At 44.0% G+C, this 13720-nt stretch carries 16 protein-coding genes and 4 pseudogenes; 10 read left to right on the plus strand and 10 right to left on the minus strand.

The genetic code is table 11. The features are described 5' to 3' along the window. The first annotated feature begins 89 nt into the window (after positions 1 to 89). On the plus strand, positions 90 to 815 hold the full coding sequence (gene tpiA, locus MAE_RS04970) for a triose-phosphate isomerase (protein ID WP_080506938.1): 726 nt from the start codon (positions 90 to 92) through the stop codon (positions 813 to 815). Here the strand turns inward: tpiA and MAE_RS04975 are convergent. After that, complete coding sequence (locus MAE_RS04975; protein ID WP_012264600.1) at positions 812 to 1594, minus strand: fumarylacetoacetate hydrolase family protein; 783 nt, start codon at positions 1592 to 1594, stop codon at positions 812 to 814. The genes tpiA and MAE_RS04975 overlap by 4 nt on opposite strands. 145 nt (positions 1595 to 1739) lie before the next feature. Here MAE_RS04975 and rpsF point away from each other — a divergent pair, with 145 nt between their 5' ends. Next, positions 1740 to 2129 (plus strand): 30S ribosomal protein S6, encoded by a 390-nt coding sequence (rpsF, locus tag MAE_RS04980; RefSeq protein WP_004163403.1) that lies wholly within the window; start codon positions 1740 to 1742, stop codon positions 2127 to 2129. Between the two features lie 6 nt (positions 2130 to 2135). Here the strand turns inward: rpsF and MAE_RS04985 are convergent, their stop codons facing one another. Further along, positions 2136 to 2792 carry a Uma2 family endonuclease gene (locus MAE_RS04985; protein ID WP_012264601.1) on the minus strand — a complete coding sequence of 219 codons (657 nt, stop codon included), beginning with the start codon at positions 2790 to 2792 and terminating at the stop codon, positions 2136 to 2138. A 230-nt stretch (positions 2793 to 3022) separates the two neighbouring features. Between MAE_RS04985 and MAE_RS04990 the strand changes: the two genes are divergently transcribed. Together MAE_RS04990 and MAE_RS33160 are read left to right on the plus strand one after the other, a co-directional pair. Then, the gene (locus tag MAE_RS04990) at positions 3023 to 3715 is read left to right on the plus strand and encodes a PEP-CTERM sorting domain-containing protein (protein ID WP_012264602.1); all 693 of its coding nucleotides are present in this window, start codon (positions 3023 to 3025) and stop codon (positions 3713 to 3715) included. Positions 3716 to 3968: 253 nt separating this feature from the next. Beyond that, positions 3969 to 4133 (plus strand): hypothetical protein, encoded by a 165-nt coding sequence (locus tag MAE_RS33160; protein WP_158303492.1) that lies wholly within the window; start codon positions 3969 to 3971, stop codon positions 4131 to 4133. A 6-nt stretch (positions 4134 to 4139) separates the two neighbouring features. Here the strand turns inward: MAE_RS33160 and MAE_RS05000 are convergent, their stop codons facing one another. Beyond that, positions 4140 to 4859, minus strand: coding sequence for a Uma2 family endonuclease (locus MAE_RS05000; protein ID WP_012264604.1), 720 nt, complete (start codon positions 4857 to 4859; stop codon positions 4140 to 4142). Between the two features lie 244 nt (positions 4860 to 5103). Continuing rightward, the gene (locus tag MAE_RS05005) at positions 5104 to 5712 is read right to left on the minus strand and encodes a DUF3782 domain-containing protein (protein ID WP_012264605.1); all 609 of its coding nucleotides are present in this window, start codon (positions 5710 to 5712) and stop codon (positions 5104 to 5106) included. Positions 5713 to 6233: 521 nt separating this feature from the next. On the opposite strand from MAE_RS05005, the gene MAE_RS34725 reads away from it, so the two are divergent. The 3 genes and pseudogenes from MAE_RS34725 to MAE_RS33165 form a co-directional block, all read left to right on the plus strand. Next, positions 6234 to 6683, plus strand: coding sequence for a PEP-CTERM sorting domain-containing protein (locus MAE_RS34725; protein ID WP_012264606.1), 450 nt, complete (start codon positions 6234 to 6236; stop codon positions 6681 to 6683). A 226-nt stretch (positions 6684 to 6909) separates the two neighbouring features. Continuing rightward, a pseudogene (locus MAE_RS33725) lies at positions 6910 to 7098 on the plus strand (hypothetical protein). 30 nt (positions 7099 to 7128) lie between these two features. After that, positions 7129 to 7296, plus strand: a pseudogene (locus MAE_RS33165) (30S ribosomal protein S6); the annotation flags it as partial. 6 nt (positions 7297 to 7302) lie between these two features. On the opposite strand, the gene MAE_RS05020 reads toward MAE_RS33165, so the two are convergent. From MAE_RS05020 to MAE_RS36000, 4 genes and pseudogenes are all read right to left on the minus strand, one after another. Beyond that, the gene (locus MAE_RS05020) at positions 7303 to 7980 is read right to left on the minus strand and encodes a Uma2 family endonuclease (protein ID WP_012264609.1); all 678 of its coding nucleotides are present in this window, start codon (positions 7978 to 7980) and stop codon (positions 7303 to 7305) included. A gap of 212 nt (positions 7981 to 8192) precedes the next feature. Continuing rightward, entirely contained in the window at positions 8193 to 8801 is a 609-nt protein-coding gene (locus tag MAE_RS05025; RefSeq protein WP_012264610.1) for a DUF3782 domain-containing protein, read from the minus strand. A gap of 290 nt (positions 8802 to 9091) precedes the next feature. Beyond that, a pseudogene (locus tag MAE_RS05030) lies at positions 9092 to 9570 on the minus strand (IS4/Tn5 family transposase DNA-binding protein); the annotation flags it as partial. Between the two features lie 120 nt (positions 9571 to 9690). Beyond that, positions 9691 to 9819, minus strand: a pseudogene (locus MAE_RS36000) (lipoyl(octanoyl) transferase); the annotation flags it as partial. A 501-nt stretch (positions 9820 to 10320) separates the two neighbouring features. Here MAE_RS36000 and hpf point away from each other — a divergent pair. After that, entirely contained in the window at positions 10321 to 10920 is a 600-nt protein-coding gene (hpf, locus tag MAE_RS05035; protein ID WP_004163399.1) for a ribosome hibernation-promoting factor, HPF/YfiA family, read from the plus strand. A gap of 58 nt (positions 10921 to 10978) precedes the next feature. Here the strand turns inward: hpf and MAE_RS05040 are convergent, their stop codons facing one another. Further along, on the minus strand, positions 10979 to 11389 hold the full coding sequence (locus MAE_RS05040) for an Hsp20/alpha crystallin family protein (protein WP_004163398.1): 411 nt from the start codon (positions 11387 to 11389) through the stop codon (positions 10979 to 10981). Between the two features lie 157 nt (positions 11390 to 11546). On the opposite strand from MAE_RS05040, the gene MAE_RS05045 reads away from it, so the two are divergent. Beyond that, the gene (locus tag MAE_RS05045; protein ID WP_041803826.1) at positions 11547 to 11759 is read left to right on the plus strand and encodes a hypothetical protein; all 213 of its coding nucleotides are present in this window, start codon (positions 11547 to 11549) and stop codon (positions 11757 to 11759) included. Positions 11760 to 11792: 33 nt separating this feature from the next. Here MAE_RS05045 and MAE_RS05050 read toward each other — a convergent pair whose 3' ends face one another. Further along, on the minus strand, positions 11793 to 12434 hold the full coding sequence (locus MAE_RS05050) for an L-threonylcarbamoyladenylate synthase (RefSeq protein ID WP_004163397.1): 642 nt from the start codon (positions 12432 to 12434) through the stop codon (positions 11793 to 11795). Between MAE_RS05050 and larC the strand changes: the two genes are divergently transcribed. Further along, positions 12411 to 13667, plus strand: coding sequence for a nickel pincer cofactor biosynthesis protein LarC (gene larC, locus MAE_RS05055; RefSeq protein ID WP_012264613.1), 1257 nt, complete (start codon positions 12411 to 12413; stop codon positions 13665 to 13667). The two genes, MAE_RS05050 and larC, sit on opposite strands and share 24 nt — an antisense overlap. The last annotated feature ends 53 nt before the right edge of the window (positions 13668 to 13720 follow it).

Genomic DNA, 13720 nt, shown 5'->3' on the forward strand with positions numbered 1-13720 from the left:
AGCGATTATCGGTGATCTTGCTTAGGGTAACAAAAAGGCTTACAGTAAAATGTACCATAAATTATCAAATCTACTAAATTAATTAAGCTGTGCCGAAAGTTGTTATTGCAGGTAACTGGAAAATGCACAAAACCCAGAGAGAAGCTTTGGAGTTTTTGCAAGATTTTAAATCCCATCTAGAGGAAACCCCCGACGACCGAGAAGTAGTTCTTTGCGCGCCTTTCACAGCTTTAGCTGTCCTCTCTAAAACCCTCCACGGTGGTCGTATTCGCTTGGGGGCGCAAAATGTCCACTGGGAAAAATCGGGGGCTTATACGGGGGAAATTTCGGCGGATATGTTAACCGAAATCGGGGTTCACTATGTGGTTATCGGTCACAGTGAACGCCGTCAATATTTCGGCGAAACCGATGAAACCGTCAATTTAAGGGTCATATCTGCCCAAAAACAAGGTTTAATCCCGATTATCTGCGTGGGAGAAAGTAAAGCCCAAAGAGATGCCGGAGAAACGGAAAAGGTAATTATCAAGCAAATTCAAGCAGGTTTAGTCAATGTTGACCAAAAAAACCTCGTTATCGCCTACGAACCCATTTGGGCGATTGGCACGGGGGAAACCTGCGAAAGCGAGGAAGCTAATCGAGTTATCGGTTTGATTCGGCAACAATTAGACAATCCCGAAGTAACCATTCAGTACGGTGGTTCGGTAAAACCCGATAATATCGATGAAATTATGGCCCAATCGCAGATAAACGGGGCTTTAGTCGGTGGGGCGAGTCTAGACCCCGCCGTATTCGCCAGAATTGTTAATTATCGTTAATCGATTTCTGCTGCCATGACGCTATTTTCTAAAACCCCGATGCCTTCTATTTCCACCCGAACCTTATCCCCCACCTGCAGCGGTCCGATTCCTTCGGGAGTTCCCGTTAAAATCACATCCCCCGGCAGCAGGGTCATCACTTGAGAGATATAAGCCACCAAGACATCGGGGGGAAAGACCATATCACTCAGATAACTGCTTTGTTTCGGTTCGCTGCCATCATTGAGAAAAGTGGTTAATTGCGCCCCGATACTCAATTCCCGGACAATCCAGGGGCCGAGGGGACAAAAACTGTCAAATCCTTTCGCCCGCGTCCATTGGCTATCTTTTTTCTGTAAATCCCTAGCGGTGACATCGTTAGCAATGGTATAACCCCAGATTTTGCTTCTGGCTTGGGCTGTGGTGCAGTTTTTGGCGGTTTCTCCGATAATTAATGCTAATTCTCCCTCATAATCCACTCTTTCCGATTGGGGCGGATAAAAAATCGTTTCACCGTCGGCGATAATTGTCGTCGGTGGCTTGAGAAATAAAAGCGGTTCTTCTGGTACAGGTGTTCCCATCTCGGCGGCGTGGGCGCGGTAATTTTTGCCCACGGCAATAATTTTCGACGGGAAACAGGGGGCTAATAGTTGGTAGCTATCAGGTTCTAATTCTAGCTTGGTTAGTTGCCCTCCTTGCCAGGGAGGGGCATCAAAGACGGCAACGCTACGGTTTAGCTGTAACAGTCCGTAGAAGATTTGTCCTTGACGATGTTTCACTCGTACATAGCGTTGCGCCATATTTTTCTGGGAATGACTAGCGATCGACTCTCGGATAGTAGTATGATCATATATCCTTGCTTCTTTATTAAAAGCTAGAGAGTTATGAAAATCAATTAACCTCCGGTCTTGACAAAGAAGCCTTCTAGTCCATAAGGATTCTAAGATGAGCAATAACTACGAAACTCTTTACATTCTCCGTCCCGATTTAGGGGAAGAAGTCGTTCAGCAACAAGTGGAACGTTATCGGACTCTGATTACCGAACACAGCGCCACAGACATTCAAGTGAAGGTGTGGGGTAAAAAACGTCTGGCCTATCCCATCAAAAAACTCAATGATGGTGTCTATGTGCAGATGAATTATCAGGCCAGCGGCAAACAAGTCGCCCCCATGGAACGGGCCATGCGTTTAAGTGATGAGGTTATTCGTTATTTAACCCTAAAACTCGATCGCGTGGTAGCCCCCCCTGCCGATTTATCTCCCTTAACGGAAATTCCCCCCTCTCCTATCACCGAAGCGGTGGTGGAAGATGACGGTATCTCCGCTGAAGATTAATTATAGTCACAACTGTGTCGGGTCAATGCCCAATTCCCGTAATCGGGCAAAAGCGCGGTCGCGCTCTTGTTGTGCTTGGTTGCGTTCCTCAAAGAGGGTTTCAGGGTCTTTAAATCGTTCCCCATTGGGATAAAAGACCTCTAAACCCTCTTCAAACATCTCAAACCGAATCCCTAGGATTGGGGAAGTCCAAGGAAAATTCAAGGCCGTTACTGGGAAAAAATCCTCTTGCTGATTGGCCCGCACCAATCCCCAGAAATCATGGGAGTCTGGGTCATAGAAAAACATTTCTAATACCCCATGCTCCCGATAGAAAGACTGCTTTTTGAGCATTTCCCTGGCACTATTGCTCGGAGAGAGGATTTCAAACACTACCTGGGGGGCAATATTGTCTTCTTCCCATTGTTTATAGCTGCCGCGCTCACCCGGTGGACGGCCGAAAACTACCATGGCATCGGGAGCTTGACGGGGAGCGGGGGGGACAGTTACCTGCTGGGGATACCAGAGCAAATCTCCGGCAACAAAGACGGTTTGCCCTTTAAATAAATACCTGAGATTGGCAACCAAGCGAACAATCCAGCGATATTGAACTGTGTTGTCGGCCATGGGTTTACCGTCGGAGTCAGGATAGAAAAGTTGGGGTTCGATGGGTGCTTGAACCATGCTTTATCTCTTGCGATCGCATTTTGTCCTAGCTTTATTGTATCATCGCAAATCCTTGGATTGAAACCCCGTCCTTTTAGGACGGCTTTGCCTTAGACCTCCTGCCAAAGTTGTCTAAGTAACTTAGAGTATTGTTAAGATTTGATAAATTTAACGGCAAGAGCTTGACATCTACAGACAAAAATGCTACTCTAGCGACCGCAACGCCATTTTTTAGGAGGCATTTAGTTATGGTATTAGCAAAACTGATTGATTGTCGGGGGGGGGGTAAGAATAGCTTATCAAAAATAGCTATCGCTTCCTCTGCCATTGCTTTTAGCACTCTAGCAATATCACCAGTTCAAGCTGCTCAGCTAATTATTCCCAACACAACTGTTTTAGGGACTAATGTTTTTTCCGGGCCAACTTTCACGGTTTCTCAAAACTTTCTCCCGTCAGACACCTTAAGTGTTAATGTGTCTGGAACAGTAGATCTCTTTTTTGGACAATTTACTACTAATGCCGCAGGTGTTATTGTCTCACCCTCAGTAACACATACGGGAAATAATCCGGGACAAGTTCTCGCCGGTCCCGGAGGTCGACCATTTGGTTCTCTGCTCATTGGTAATAGCACACTGGGATTTTTTCCTCTATTCTCAGCTAATGCAGCCAATGGTTTAGGCAATGCCAATCCACCAACAAATTTATCATTGTCTGGTGTGCCTTTATCCAGTATCTTTACAAATGTAGGCTTTACGGGTATTGCTAATGGCACTGTTCTTGAGTTTCGTGTCAATGATCAGGATGTCAATGGTAATAGCGGTCAATTTGTCATTACCTCAACCCCTGAACCTAGCACAATTTTAGGCTTAGGTGTATTGGGATTTGGCGCTTTCTGCCAGCGCAAACTATCTCAAGGGAAGAAGTCAAAACAGGACAATTGAGTTGAGAACTTTGGGATTTATCCCCCCTTAATCTTCCCTGAATAAGGGGGATATCTGACAGTTTTTAACACCTACCTACCTATAGAAAAATAGGGGTTGGGTTGAGCAATAGCAAGGCCCAACCTGCTATTTTATAATTGTCAAAGGTAGGTCTTTTTCTTTTCTAACTTCTCAACATAAGTCAATGGCCTCTTTGATATTTTGTAGAGCTTCTTCTTGAGTCTCACGAAGTCGTTCAGCAACAAGTCGCCCCATGGAACGGGCCATGGGTTTAAGTTATGAGGTGATTCTTTATTTAACCCTAAAACTCGATCGCGTGGTGGCTCCCCCGGCCAATTTATCTCCCTTAACGGAAATTCCGCCCTCTCCTATCACCGAAGCGGTGGTGGAAGATGACGGTATCTCCGCTGAAAATTAATTATAGTCACAACTGTGTCGGATCAATGCCCAATTCGCGTAATCGGGCAAAAGCGCGATCGCGTTCTTGTTGTGCTTGGTTGCGTTCCTGTTGTGCTTGGTTGCGTTCCTGTTGTGCTTGGTTGCGTTCTTGTTGTGCTTGGTTGCGCTCCTCAAAGAGGGTTTCAGGGTCTTTAAATCGTTCCCCATTGGGATAAAAGACCTCTAAACCCTCTTCAAACATCTCAAACCGAATCCCTAGGATTGGGGAAGTCCAAGGAAAATTCAAGGCCGTTACTGGGAAAAAATCCTCTTGCTGATTGGCCCGCACCAATCCCCAGAAATCATGGGAGTCTGGGTCATAGAAAAACATTTCTAATACCCCATACTCCCGATAGAAAGACTGCTTTTTGAGCATTTCCCTGGCACTATTGCTCGGAGAGAGGATTTCAAACACTACCTGGGGGGCAATATTGTCTTCTTCCCATTGTTTATAGCTGCCGCGCTCACCCGGTGGACGGCCGAAAACTACCATGGCATCGGGAGCTTGACGGGGAGCGGGGGGTACAGTTACCTGCTGGGGATACCAGAGCAAATCCCCAGCGACAAAGACGGTTTGCTCCTTAAATAAATACCTGAGATTGGCAACCAAGCGAACAATCCAGCGATATTGAACTGTGTTGTCGGCCATGGGTTTACCGTCGGAATCAGGATAGAAAAGTTGGGGTTCGATGGGTGCTTGAACCATGCTTTATCTCTTGCGATCGCATTTTTGCCTAGCTTTATTGTATCATCGCAAATCCTTGGTTTGAAACCCTGTCCTTTTATACTAAATCCGTTGAGTAACGCACAGAAAACGGGTTTCTCCGAGAAACCCGTTTTCTGCTCAGGCAAAAGGCTTCAACGGTGAGACTTCGGACGTTCGGCAAACGGCAAAAGGGGGAATAAATAATCAGTTTTTAATAACAGGATTTAGGATTACATCTAAATTTTTAATAAAGTCGAGGTTGAAAATTATCGGGAATATCCAATTCAAATACTTGGTCATGAATCCGAGCCACATAAAACCCTTCTTGCAGAATTTTTTCCCGTAATTCCGGGGATACATGAACCGCCGCTAATATGCCATAGAGTTTTTTATCTTTGTGTTCAGGGAAAAAGTTGCGAAACCGTTGCAAAATACTTTTTAATTGTGAAATAGACTCCTCTCTGGCATGACTTTTAACTTCGACGATATAAGCAGTATTTAGCTGACCATTGGTATAGGCAAGAACATCAATTTCTAGGTGTTTTCCATCTTTACTGACTCGGACACTGGGACTGATAACTTCCATACCAAAGCGTTGTCTGAGAATCTTTTCCATTGAAGGGAGGGCAAGTCCTTCGGTAAAGCTGCCGAATTTTGCACCGAGTCCCCCAATTTGCTGACCTAATTCTTTGAGTTGTTTGTCAGTTTTCTTCTGTTGTTGGGCGTTTTCCTGCTGTTGCTGACTAACTTCCTTCAATAGTAGGTCAGTCTCCTTCAGTTGTTTGTCAGTTTCTTTTTGAGCAGTCGCTAATTCGGCTAAGAGTCGCCATACGTCTTCGGATGTAGTTGCCATAGCTAATTTTTTCTCTCTGATTTGGTCTATTGCTATTTTACTGAATTTTGCCGATTCATGAAGAAGATAGTGCTTTTGCCTTTGAGTAAGAGAGCGATAAGTAGGGCGTGTTACACTGTCGCTAACATACCTTTATTTTTATAAGTAACTTAGAGTATTTTTAAGATTTGATAAATTTAACGGCAAGAGCTTGACATCTACAGACAAAAATGCTAATCTCGCGACTGCAACGCCATTTTTTAGGAGGCATTTAGTTATGGTATTAGCAAAACTGATTGATTGTCGGGGGGGGGGGTAAGAATAGCTTATCAAAAATAGCTATCGCTTCCTCTGCCATTGCTTTTAGCACTCTAGCAATATCACCAGTTCAAGCTGCTCAGCTAATTATTCCCAACACAACTGTTTTAGGGACTAATGTTTTTTCCGGGCCAACTTTCACGGTTTCTCAAAACTTTCTTCCGTCAGACACCTTAAGTGTTAATGTGTCTGGAACAGTAGATATCTGGGCTGGAACATTGGCTATGAATGCTGCGGGTATTATTACCCAAACAACACAGCCAGGATTCAGTGTGGGACAAACTACCCCGGTGGGTTCCGGGGCAACACGTCCGGGTCAACCCAGTGGTTCTCTACTTATTGGTAATAGCACACTGGGATTTTTTCCTCTATTCTCAGCTAATGCAGCCAATGGTTTAGGCAGTGCCAATCCACCAACAAATTTATCATTATCTGGTGTGCCTTTATCCAGCATATTTACAAATGTAGGCTTTACGGGTATTGCTAATGGCACTGTTCTTCAGTTTCGTATCAACGATATTAATTCTTTTGATAATAGCGGTCAATTTGTCATTACCTCAACCCCTGCCTCGACCCCTGAACCTAGCACAATTTTAGGCTTAGGTTTATTGGGATTTGGTGCTTTCTGCCAGCGCAAACTATCTCAAGGGAAGAAGTCAAAACAGGACAATTGAGTTGAGAACTTTGGGATTTATCCCCCCTTAATCTTCCCTGAATAAGGGGGATATCTGACAGTTTTTAACACCTACCTACTTATAGAAAAATAGGGGTTGGGTTGAGCAATAGCAAGGCCTAACCTGCTATTTTATAATTGTCAAAGGTAGGTCTTTTTCTGGCTCTTCGGTTTGTGTTATGCAATGGACGGGGGTTATAAGGGATGTAACCCTTATATAGAAAGGCATTTAGCGATTTTTGACAATTGTTTTTGATCTAGAGCGAACTAATCCATTAAGTCTCTTACCAGATAAGGATTTAGTCGATTTATGCCCCCCTATCGAACCATACCAAGTAACGAAGAACCCTTTTTCTTTTCTAACTTCTCAACATAAGTCAATGGCCTCTTTGATATTTTGTAGAGCTTCTTTTTGAGTCTCACGAAGTCGTTCAGCAACAAGTCGCCCCATGGAACGGGCCATGGGTTTAAGTGATGAGGTTATTCGTTATTTAACCCTAAAACTCGATCGCGTGGTGGCCCCCCCTGCCGATTTATCTCCCTTAACGGAAATTCCGCCCTCTCCTATCACCGAAGCGGTGGTGGAAGATGACGGTATCTCCGCGGAAGATTAATTATAGTCACAACTGTGTCGGGTCAATGCCCAATTCGCGTAATCGGGCAAAAGCGCGGTCGCGTTCCTGTTGTGCTTGGTTGCGTTCTTGTTGTGCTTGGTTGCGTTCCTCAAAGAGGGTTTCAGGGTCTTTAAATCGTTCCCCATCGGGATAAAAGACCTCTAAACCCTCTTCAAACATCTCAAACCGAATCCCTAGGATTGGGGAAGTCCAAGGAAAATTCAAGGCCGTTACTGGGAAAAAATCCTCTTGCTGATTGGCCCGCACCAATCCCCAGAAATCATGGGAGTCTGGGTCATAGAAAAACATTTCTAATACCCCATGCTCCCGATAGAAAGACTGCTTTTTGAGCATTTCCCTGGCACTATTGCTCGGAGAGAGGATTTCAAACACTACCTGGGGGGCAATATTGTCTTCTTCCCATTGTTTATAGCTGCCGCGCTCACCCGGTGGACGGCCGAAAACTACCATGGCATCGGGAGCTTGACGGGGAGCGGGGGGTACAGTTACCTGCTGGGGATACCAGAGCAAATCTCCAGCGACAAAGACGGTTTGCCCTTTAAATAAATACTTGAGATTGGCAACCAAGCGAACAATCCAGCGATATTGAACTGTGTTGTCGGCCATAGGTTTACCGTCGGAGTCAGGATAGAAAAGTTGGGGTTCGATGGGTGCTTGAACCATGCTTTATCTCTTGCGATCGCATTTTGGCCTAACTTTATTGTATCACCGCAAATCCTCGGTTTGAAACCCTGTCCTTTTAGGACGACTTTGCCTTGTACTAAATCCGTTGAGTATGGGCTACATATCAGGAGAGGCACTCATGCAAAAGGCAAAAGTCAAAGGGGAGAATAAATAATCATTTAATAACAGGATTTAGGATTACATCTAAATTTTTAATAAAGTCGAGGTTGAAAATTATCGGGAATATCCAATTCAAATACTTGGTCATGAATCCGAGCCACATAAAACCCTTCTTGCAGAATTTTTTCCCGTAATTCTGATGATAAATGAACCGCCGCTAATATGCCATAGAGTTTTTTATCTTTGTGTTCAGGGAAAAAGCGGCGAAACCGTTGCAAAATACTTTTTAATTGTGAAATAGACTCCTCTCTAGCATGACTTTTAACCTCGACGATATAAGCAGTATTTAGCTCACCATTAGTATAGGCAAGGACATCAATTTCTAGGTGTTGTCCTTCTTTACTGACTCGCACACTGGGACTGATAACTTCCATACCAAAGCGTTGTCTGAGAATCGTTTCCATTGAAGGGAGGGCAAGTCCTTCGGTAAAGCTGCCGAATTTGGCACCGAGTCCCCCAATTTGCTGACCTAATTCTTTGAGTTGTTTGTCAGTTTTCTTCTGTTGTTGCGCGTTTTCCTTCTGTTGCTGACTAACTTCCTTCAATAGTAGGTCAGTCTCCTTCAGTTGTTTGTCGGTTTCTTTTTGAGCAGTCGCTAATTCGGCTAAGAGTCGCCATACGTCTTCGGATGTAGTTGCCATAGCTAATTTTTTCTCTTTGATTTGGTCTATTGCTATTTTACTGAATTTTGCCGATTCATGAAGAAGATGGTGCTTCTGCCTTTGAGTAAGAGCTATCCATTAGTCACATCTTTCTTAACATAAAATTTGACAAAAAGAGAAAAGTGTGCCAGATGGCTCAAGGGGGTTCTATGGGGGAACTAATTTGATCAGATAGTTTCCAAGTCCGGCTGATATCATGTAACTTTCGCAGTCCCAACCAAATAGTTTTAATACTAAATCCGTTGAGCATAGGCTACGGATTTAGTATGACTTTCTTTTTCTTGGGTTTCTCTTTTTTTTCGTTGCTTGGCATCCCTAAATTCTTTTCTTCTCTTGCCCAGACCTATTGATTAATCAGTCCCAAAGGTATTCCTTGCGCTGAGACTCCTAATGTGGTATTAACTTTGAGACCAAAGGATTTTTTATAATCTAGATAACCCATTCCTTTTTTGGCTTTTTGGGTCGTAAAGTCTAAACTTGTTGTGTCTTGAACTGCCAAAACTATTGGATGTTCTTTGATTCTTTCTACTGTACTTTTAGCTTGGGCGGCAATTATATCTGAGGGGTGAAAATAGGGTGAATTCCAAAAGTCGTAGGTGGCACTGGCGGCGGCTAGATTTCCCGAAGCTTGTGGCACACTTGTACTAAATTGACTGGCCAAATTTTCCACGATACTGATTAATCTTTTCTTTCTTCTCCTGTCCCCTAGGTCTGCATACTGTAATTCTTGGGCTGCCCATTTCTCCATTTTTTTGCTCACCTCAGCCTTGATTCCTTCTTTCAAAACTATACCTATCAATCGTTTACCCTTTTTTTAAGTTTCTTCTCTTTTTGTTAAGAAAGATCCGACTAATGGATAGGGTATAAACGGGGGCTGTTCCAGTATTAGCAGGATATCAGGTAAGTCGGGATTAGCAATTCTCGCCCCACCAGCGATCGCTGTTGCCAAAGAATAGGGCGTAATTGCCCGAATTTTTAGCCCACAGAGACGAGGTATTTTTTAAGCATTCATGGCGAGATTTGTCAAATTATTTAAGAAATGTGAAGGAGCGCAAAGGAAAATTAAAAGAAGGGAAGATATAGATGTTGGGGAGAATACTAAGTGCTAATCTAAGGTTATCCCATCTATTCCGAGGTTAACCGTCGAGCAGGAGAAACAATCACCGGATTCCCTTGCTGGCGGCAAAAATCAGTTTCTTTAAATGAAAGTTAACAGAACTTCGCATTTCTGTTAAGAGAAGGTTTAAAGAAACTTGTTAGAATAGAGGTAGATAAATCCAGTTGCAAATAGGCGCTCGACCCGATGAATTTTCCGCGCGATCCGACAAAAAAAAGAGAACGAGAACACCGACAATATCTAGACTGTGACCTCTAATTGACTTTCAATCAACAGCGCGATCGAGCAGTTTTTTTGAGGATTAAATTCCTGGCATCAACATCCCTTAAAAATAGTTGATGTGGGCAGTCCATAGCAAAATTTTTAGATGGAGTAGTGAGTATGAAGCTATTGATTCAGGGCAATAATATCGCTGTCACCGAACCTATTCATGATTATGTGGAACAAAAGCTGGAGAAAGCGGTGAAACATTTTAACGGCATAACCACAAAGGTTGATGTTCACCTCTCCGTGGAAAAGAATGCACGCATTCCCGATCGCCACAGAGCGGAGGTAACGGTTTATGCTAATGGGACAGTGATTCGCGCTCAAGAAGGAAGCGAAAATTTGTACGCGAGTATTGATTTAGTTTCTGATAAAATCGCTCGTCAACTCCGCAAGTATAAAGAAAGATTGGTGGATCATCGCACCAACGCCCCCGTTAAAACTAGCGAGGTGGTGCAAGAGAAACCCTTAGATGGTAGCCTAATTGGCGATCGCACTCCCGAATTACCTGCGGAAGTAGTGCGGATGAAATACTTTGCCATGCCACCGATGACTATTGAGGAAGCACTAACACAATTGCAATTAGTCGATCACGATTTCTATATGTTCTGCAACAAAGACACTAACGAAATCAACGTTATCTATCAACGCAATCACGGCGGTTTTGGTGTTATTCAGCCCCGTCCCGTCAACCTCAATGGCAAAGAATCCAATTAACAGTTAGCGACCACAAATAAAACTAAAGACTGGAGAAATTCTCCAGTCTTTTTCTCATCTAACCAAGATTAACTTTCACCACTTTATTTTTTTCTGCCGCCGCTTTCGGGAGGGTGAGATAAAGAATACCGTCTTGATAGTTAGCGGTAACTTGGCTATTTTGCACCTCTACTGGCAGGGTAATCAAGCGACTAAATTTACCATAATAAAATTCGCTGTTTTTTACCTCGGCAGCGCATTCACGTTGCCCATTAATAGCCACCATTTGCTTGCTAACCTCCACATCGATATCTTTAATATCCACACCAGGTAATTCGATTTTTAATTCCACGGAATCCTCGTTAACGGAGATTTCCACCGGGGGACGAGATACCAATGAAGTTGTCGGTAATACTTCTTGAAAAAGTTGATCGATTTGACGTTGAACAGAATTAATTTCTAGGAAGGGGGAATAAAGAGTGAAAGCCATAGTAATAATTTCCTCGAGAGGTTTTCTCTGACTGCGATTATCTCCATCTTAAGCAACTAACTTGACTTCCACAAGGCGGTTTTCAGGAAATAAAAAGTCGCAATAACCGATACAGTTATCAGTTATCAGTTATCAGTGGCAAGTGGGAAGTTGTGGGGTGTGGGGTGTGGGAAGTGGGGGTGTGGGGTGTGGGGTGTGGGAAGTGGGGGTGTGGGGTGTGGGAAGTGGGGGTGTGGGGTGTGGGGAAGTGGGGAAGTGGGGTGTGGGAAGAATAAATAAAAATAATCTCCTATCTCCTATCTCCTATCTCCTATCTCCTATCTCCTATCTCCTGTCTCCTATCTCCTATCTCCTGTCTCCCATCTCCTGAATACTGACTCCCGACTGCTGCCCCCTGCCTTCGTTAAAACCATTGTTGTAATTCCGGCCAACCCAAACCCTGACGCACGATATCCGGTTGATCGCCGGTAAAATCAACAATTGTTGACACTTCCGAACCGGGAGCCGAACCATCTTCGATAATTAAATCAACTATATGATCGAGGGCATCGAATAACCTAGCGGATTCTAATCCCTTGGTGGGAAAATCCCCCTCCTGATCGGGAAGATGGGCAGAACTAGAGATAATGGGATTTTCTAGGGTTTCGAGAATAGTGCGACAGATAACGTGATCGGGAACCCGGATACCGGTGGTTTTCCGCTTCGGATTCATCACCACTTTCGGCACTAATTTAGTCGCCGGTAAGAGAAAAGTGTAGGGACCGGGTATAACTCGTCGCATAATCTTATAGGCATAATCGCTGACCACTGCGTACTCGGAAATATTCGACAAAGAAGAACAGAGAAACGTCAAGGGTTTATCATTAGATAGTTGCTTGATTTGGCGAACTCGTTCGACGGCAGATTTCACATTGAGATCGCAACCGATCGCGTAGACAGTATCGGTAGGATAAAGCATAATTGCCCCATTTTTAAGGGCATGACAGATTTCTTGGATAGAACGTTGTTGGGGATTTTCCGGATGGAGAGAGTAAATAGTAGCCATGATAGCAAAATCGTCGCCTATTGGGATTGTCCCACGGGAATTGCCGGGGATATGTGTTTAGGGGCGTTAGTAGATTTAGGAGTCCCCCTAGAATACCTGATTGCACAACTACAAACTTTAGGAATTGAGGATGAATATCAGTTAAGGGCCGAAAAAGTGCATCGTCGCGGTCAAATTGCCACTAAGATTCACGTCGATGTCACTGCCGAGAAGTCTGCTGATCATCACCACCATCACCATCATACCCCCGCTCGCCATTTACCGGAGATCGAAAATTTAATTAAACAGGCAAATTTACCCCAGAAAGTCCAAGAATGGAGTTTAGCGGTTTTTCAACAACTTGCGATCGCAGAAGGAGCCGTTCACGGGATCGCGCCGGAAAAGGTGCATTTTCACGAAGTGGGGGCAACCGATGCCATTGTTGATATCGTCGGGACTTGTTTGGGTTTGGATTGGCTATCGGTGAGTGAATTATACTGTTCTTCTCTACCCACTGGCGGCGGTACAGTTCAGGCCGCCCATGGTCGTTTACCGGTTCCCGTGCCAGCAGTAGTACAATTGTTCAGTCAGGGACAAGTACCAATTTATAGTAATGGCATCGAAGCGGAGTTAGTAACACCTACGGGGGCAGCTATTGTGACAACTTTAGCTAAAAGTTTCGGTAAACCGCCGAAAATGCAGTTAGAAAAGGTCGGTTTAGGGGCAGGTACAAAAGATTTACCGATTCCCAATCTTGTCCGGCTTTGGTTAGGGAAAAAAACACCAGAAAAGCTAGATGAAAGGGAAACCGTGGCAGTTTTAGAAACTCAAATTGATGACTTAAATCCGCAAGCGATCGCCTACTTAAGTGAGTCTTTATTACAAGTGGGTGCCTTGGATGTATTTAGTCAAGCAATTACTATGAAAAAATCTCGTTTAGGGATACTCTTGACAGTAATTTGTGCCTTGGATAAAATTGCGATTTGTGAAAGTATGATCTTTCAGGAAACCACAACTTTAGGCATTAGAAGGACGATTCAAGAGCGATCAATCTTAAAAAGAGAGATACAATCGATCGATACTGTCTATGGTAAAATTCGGCTAAAAGTTGCCTACAAAGAGTCAATTAATCAACCGATTACCGTACAACCAGAATACGAAGATTGTGCCGCAATTGCCCGTCAGCATCATCTACCTTGGCGATTTGTTCATCAAATGGCCTTAGCTGTTTGGCAAGAAAAAAATCAGTCTTAACAGCCGGGCGATTTTCTCCTAAAACTGCCATATCCATTGTTCAAAAGAACGTA

Source organism: Microcystis aeruginosa NIES-843, from assembly GCF_000010625.1.
In the GTDB taxonomy this organism is placed as follows: domain Bacteria; phylum Cyanobacteriota; class Cyanobacteriia; order Cyanobacteriales; family Microcystaceae; genus Microcystis; species Microcystis aeruginosa.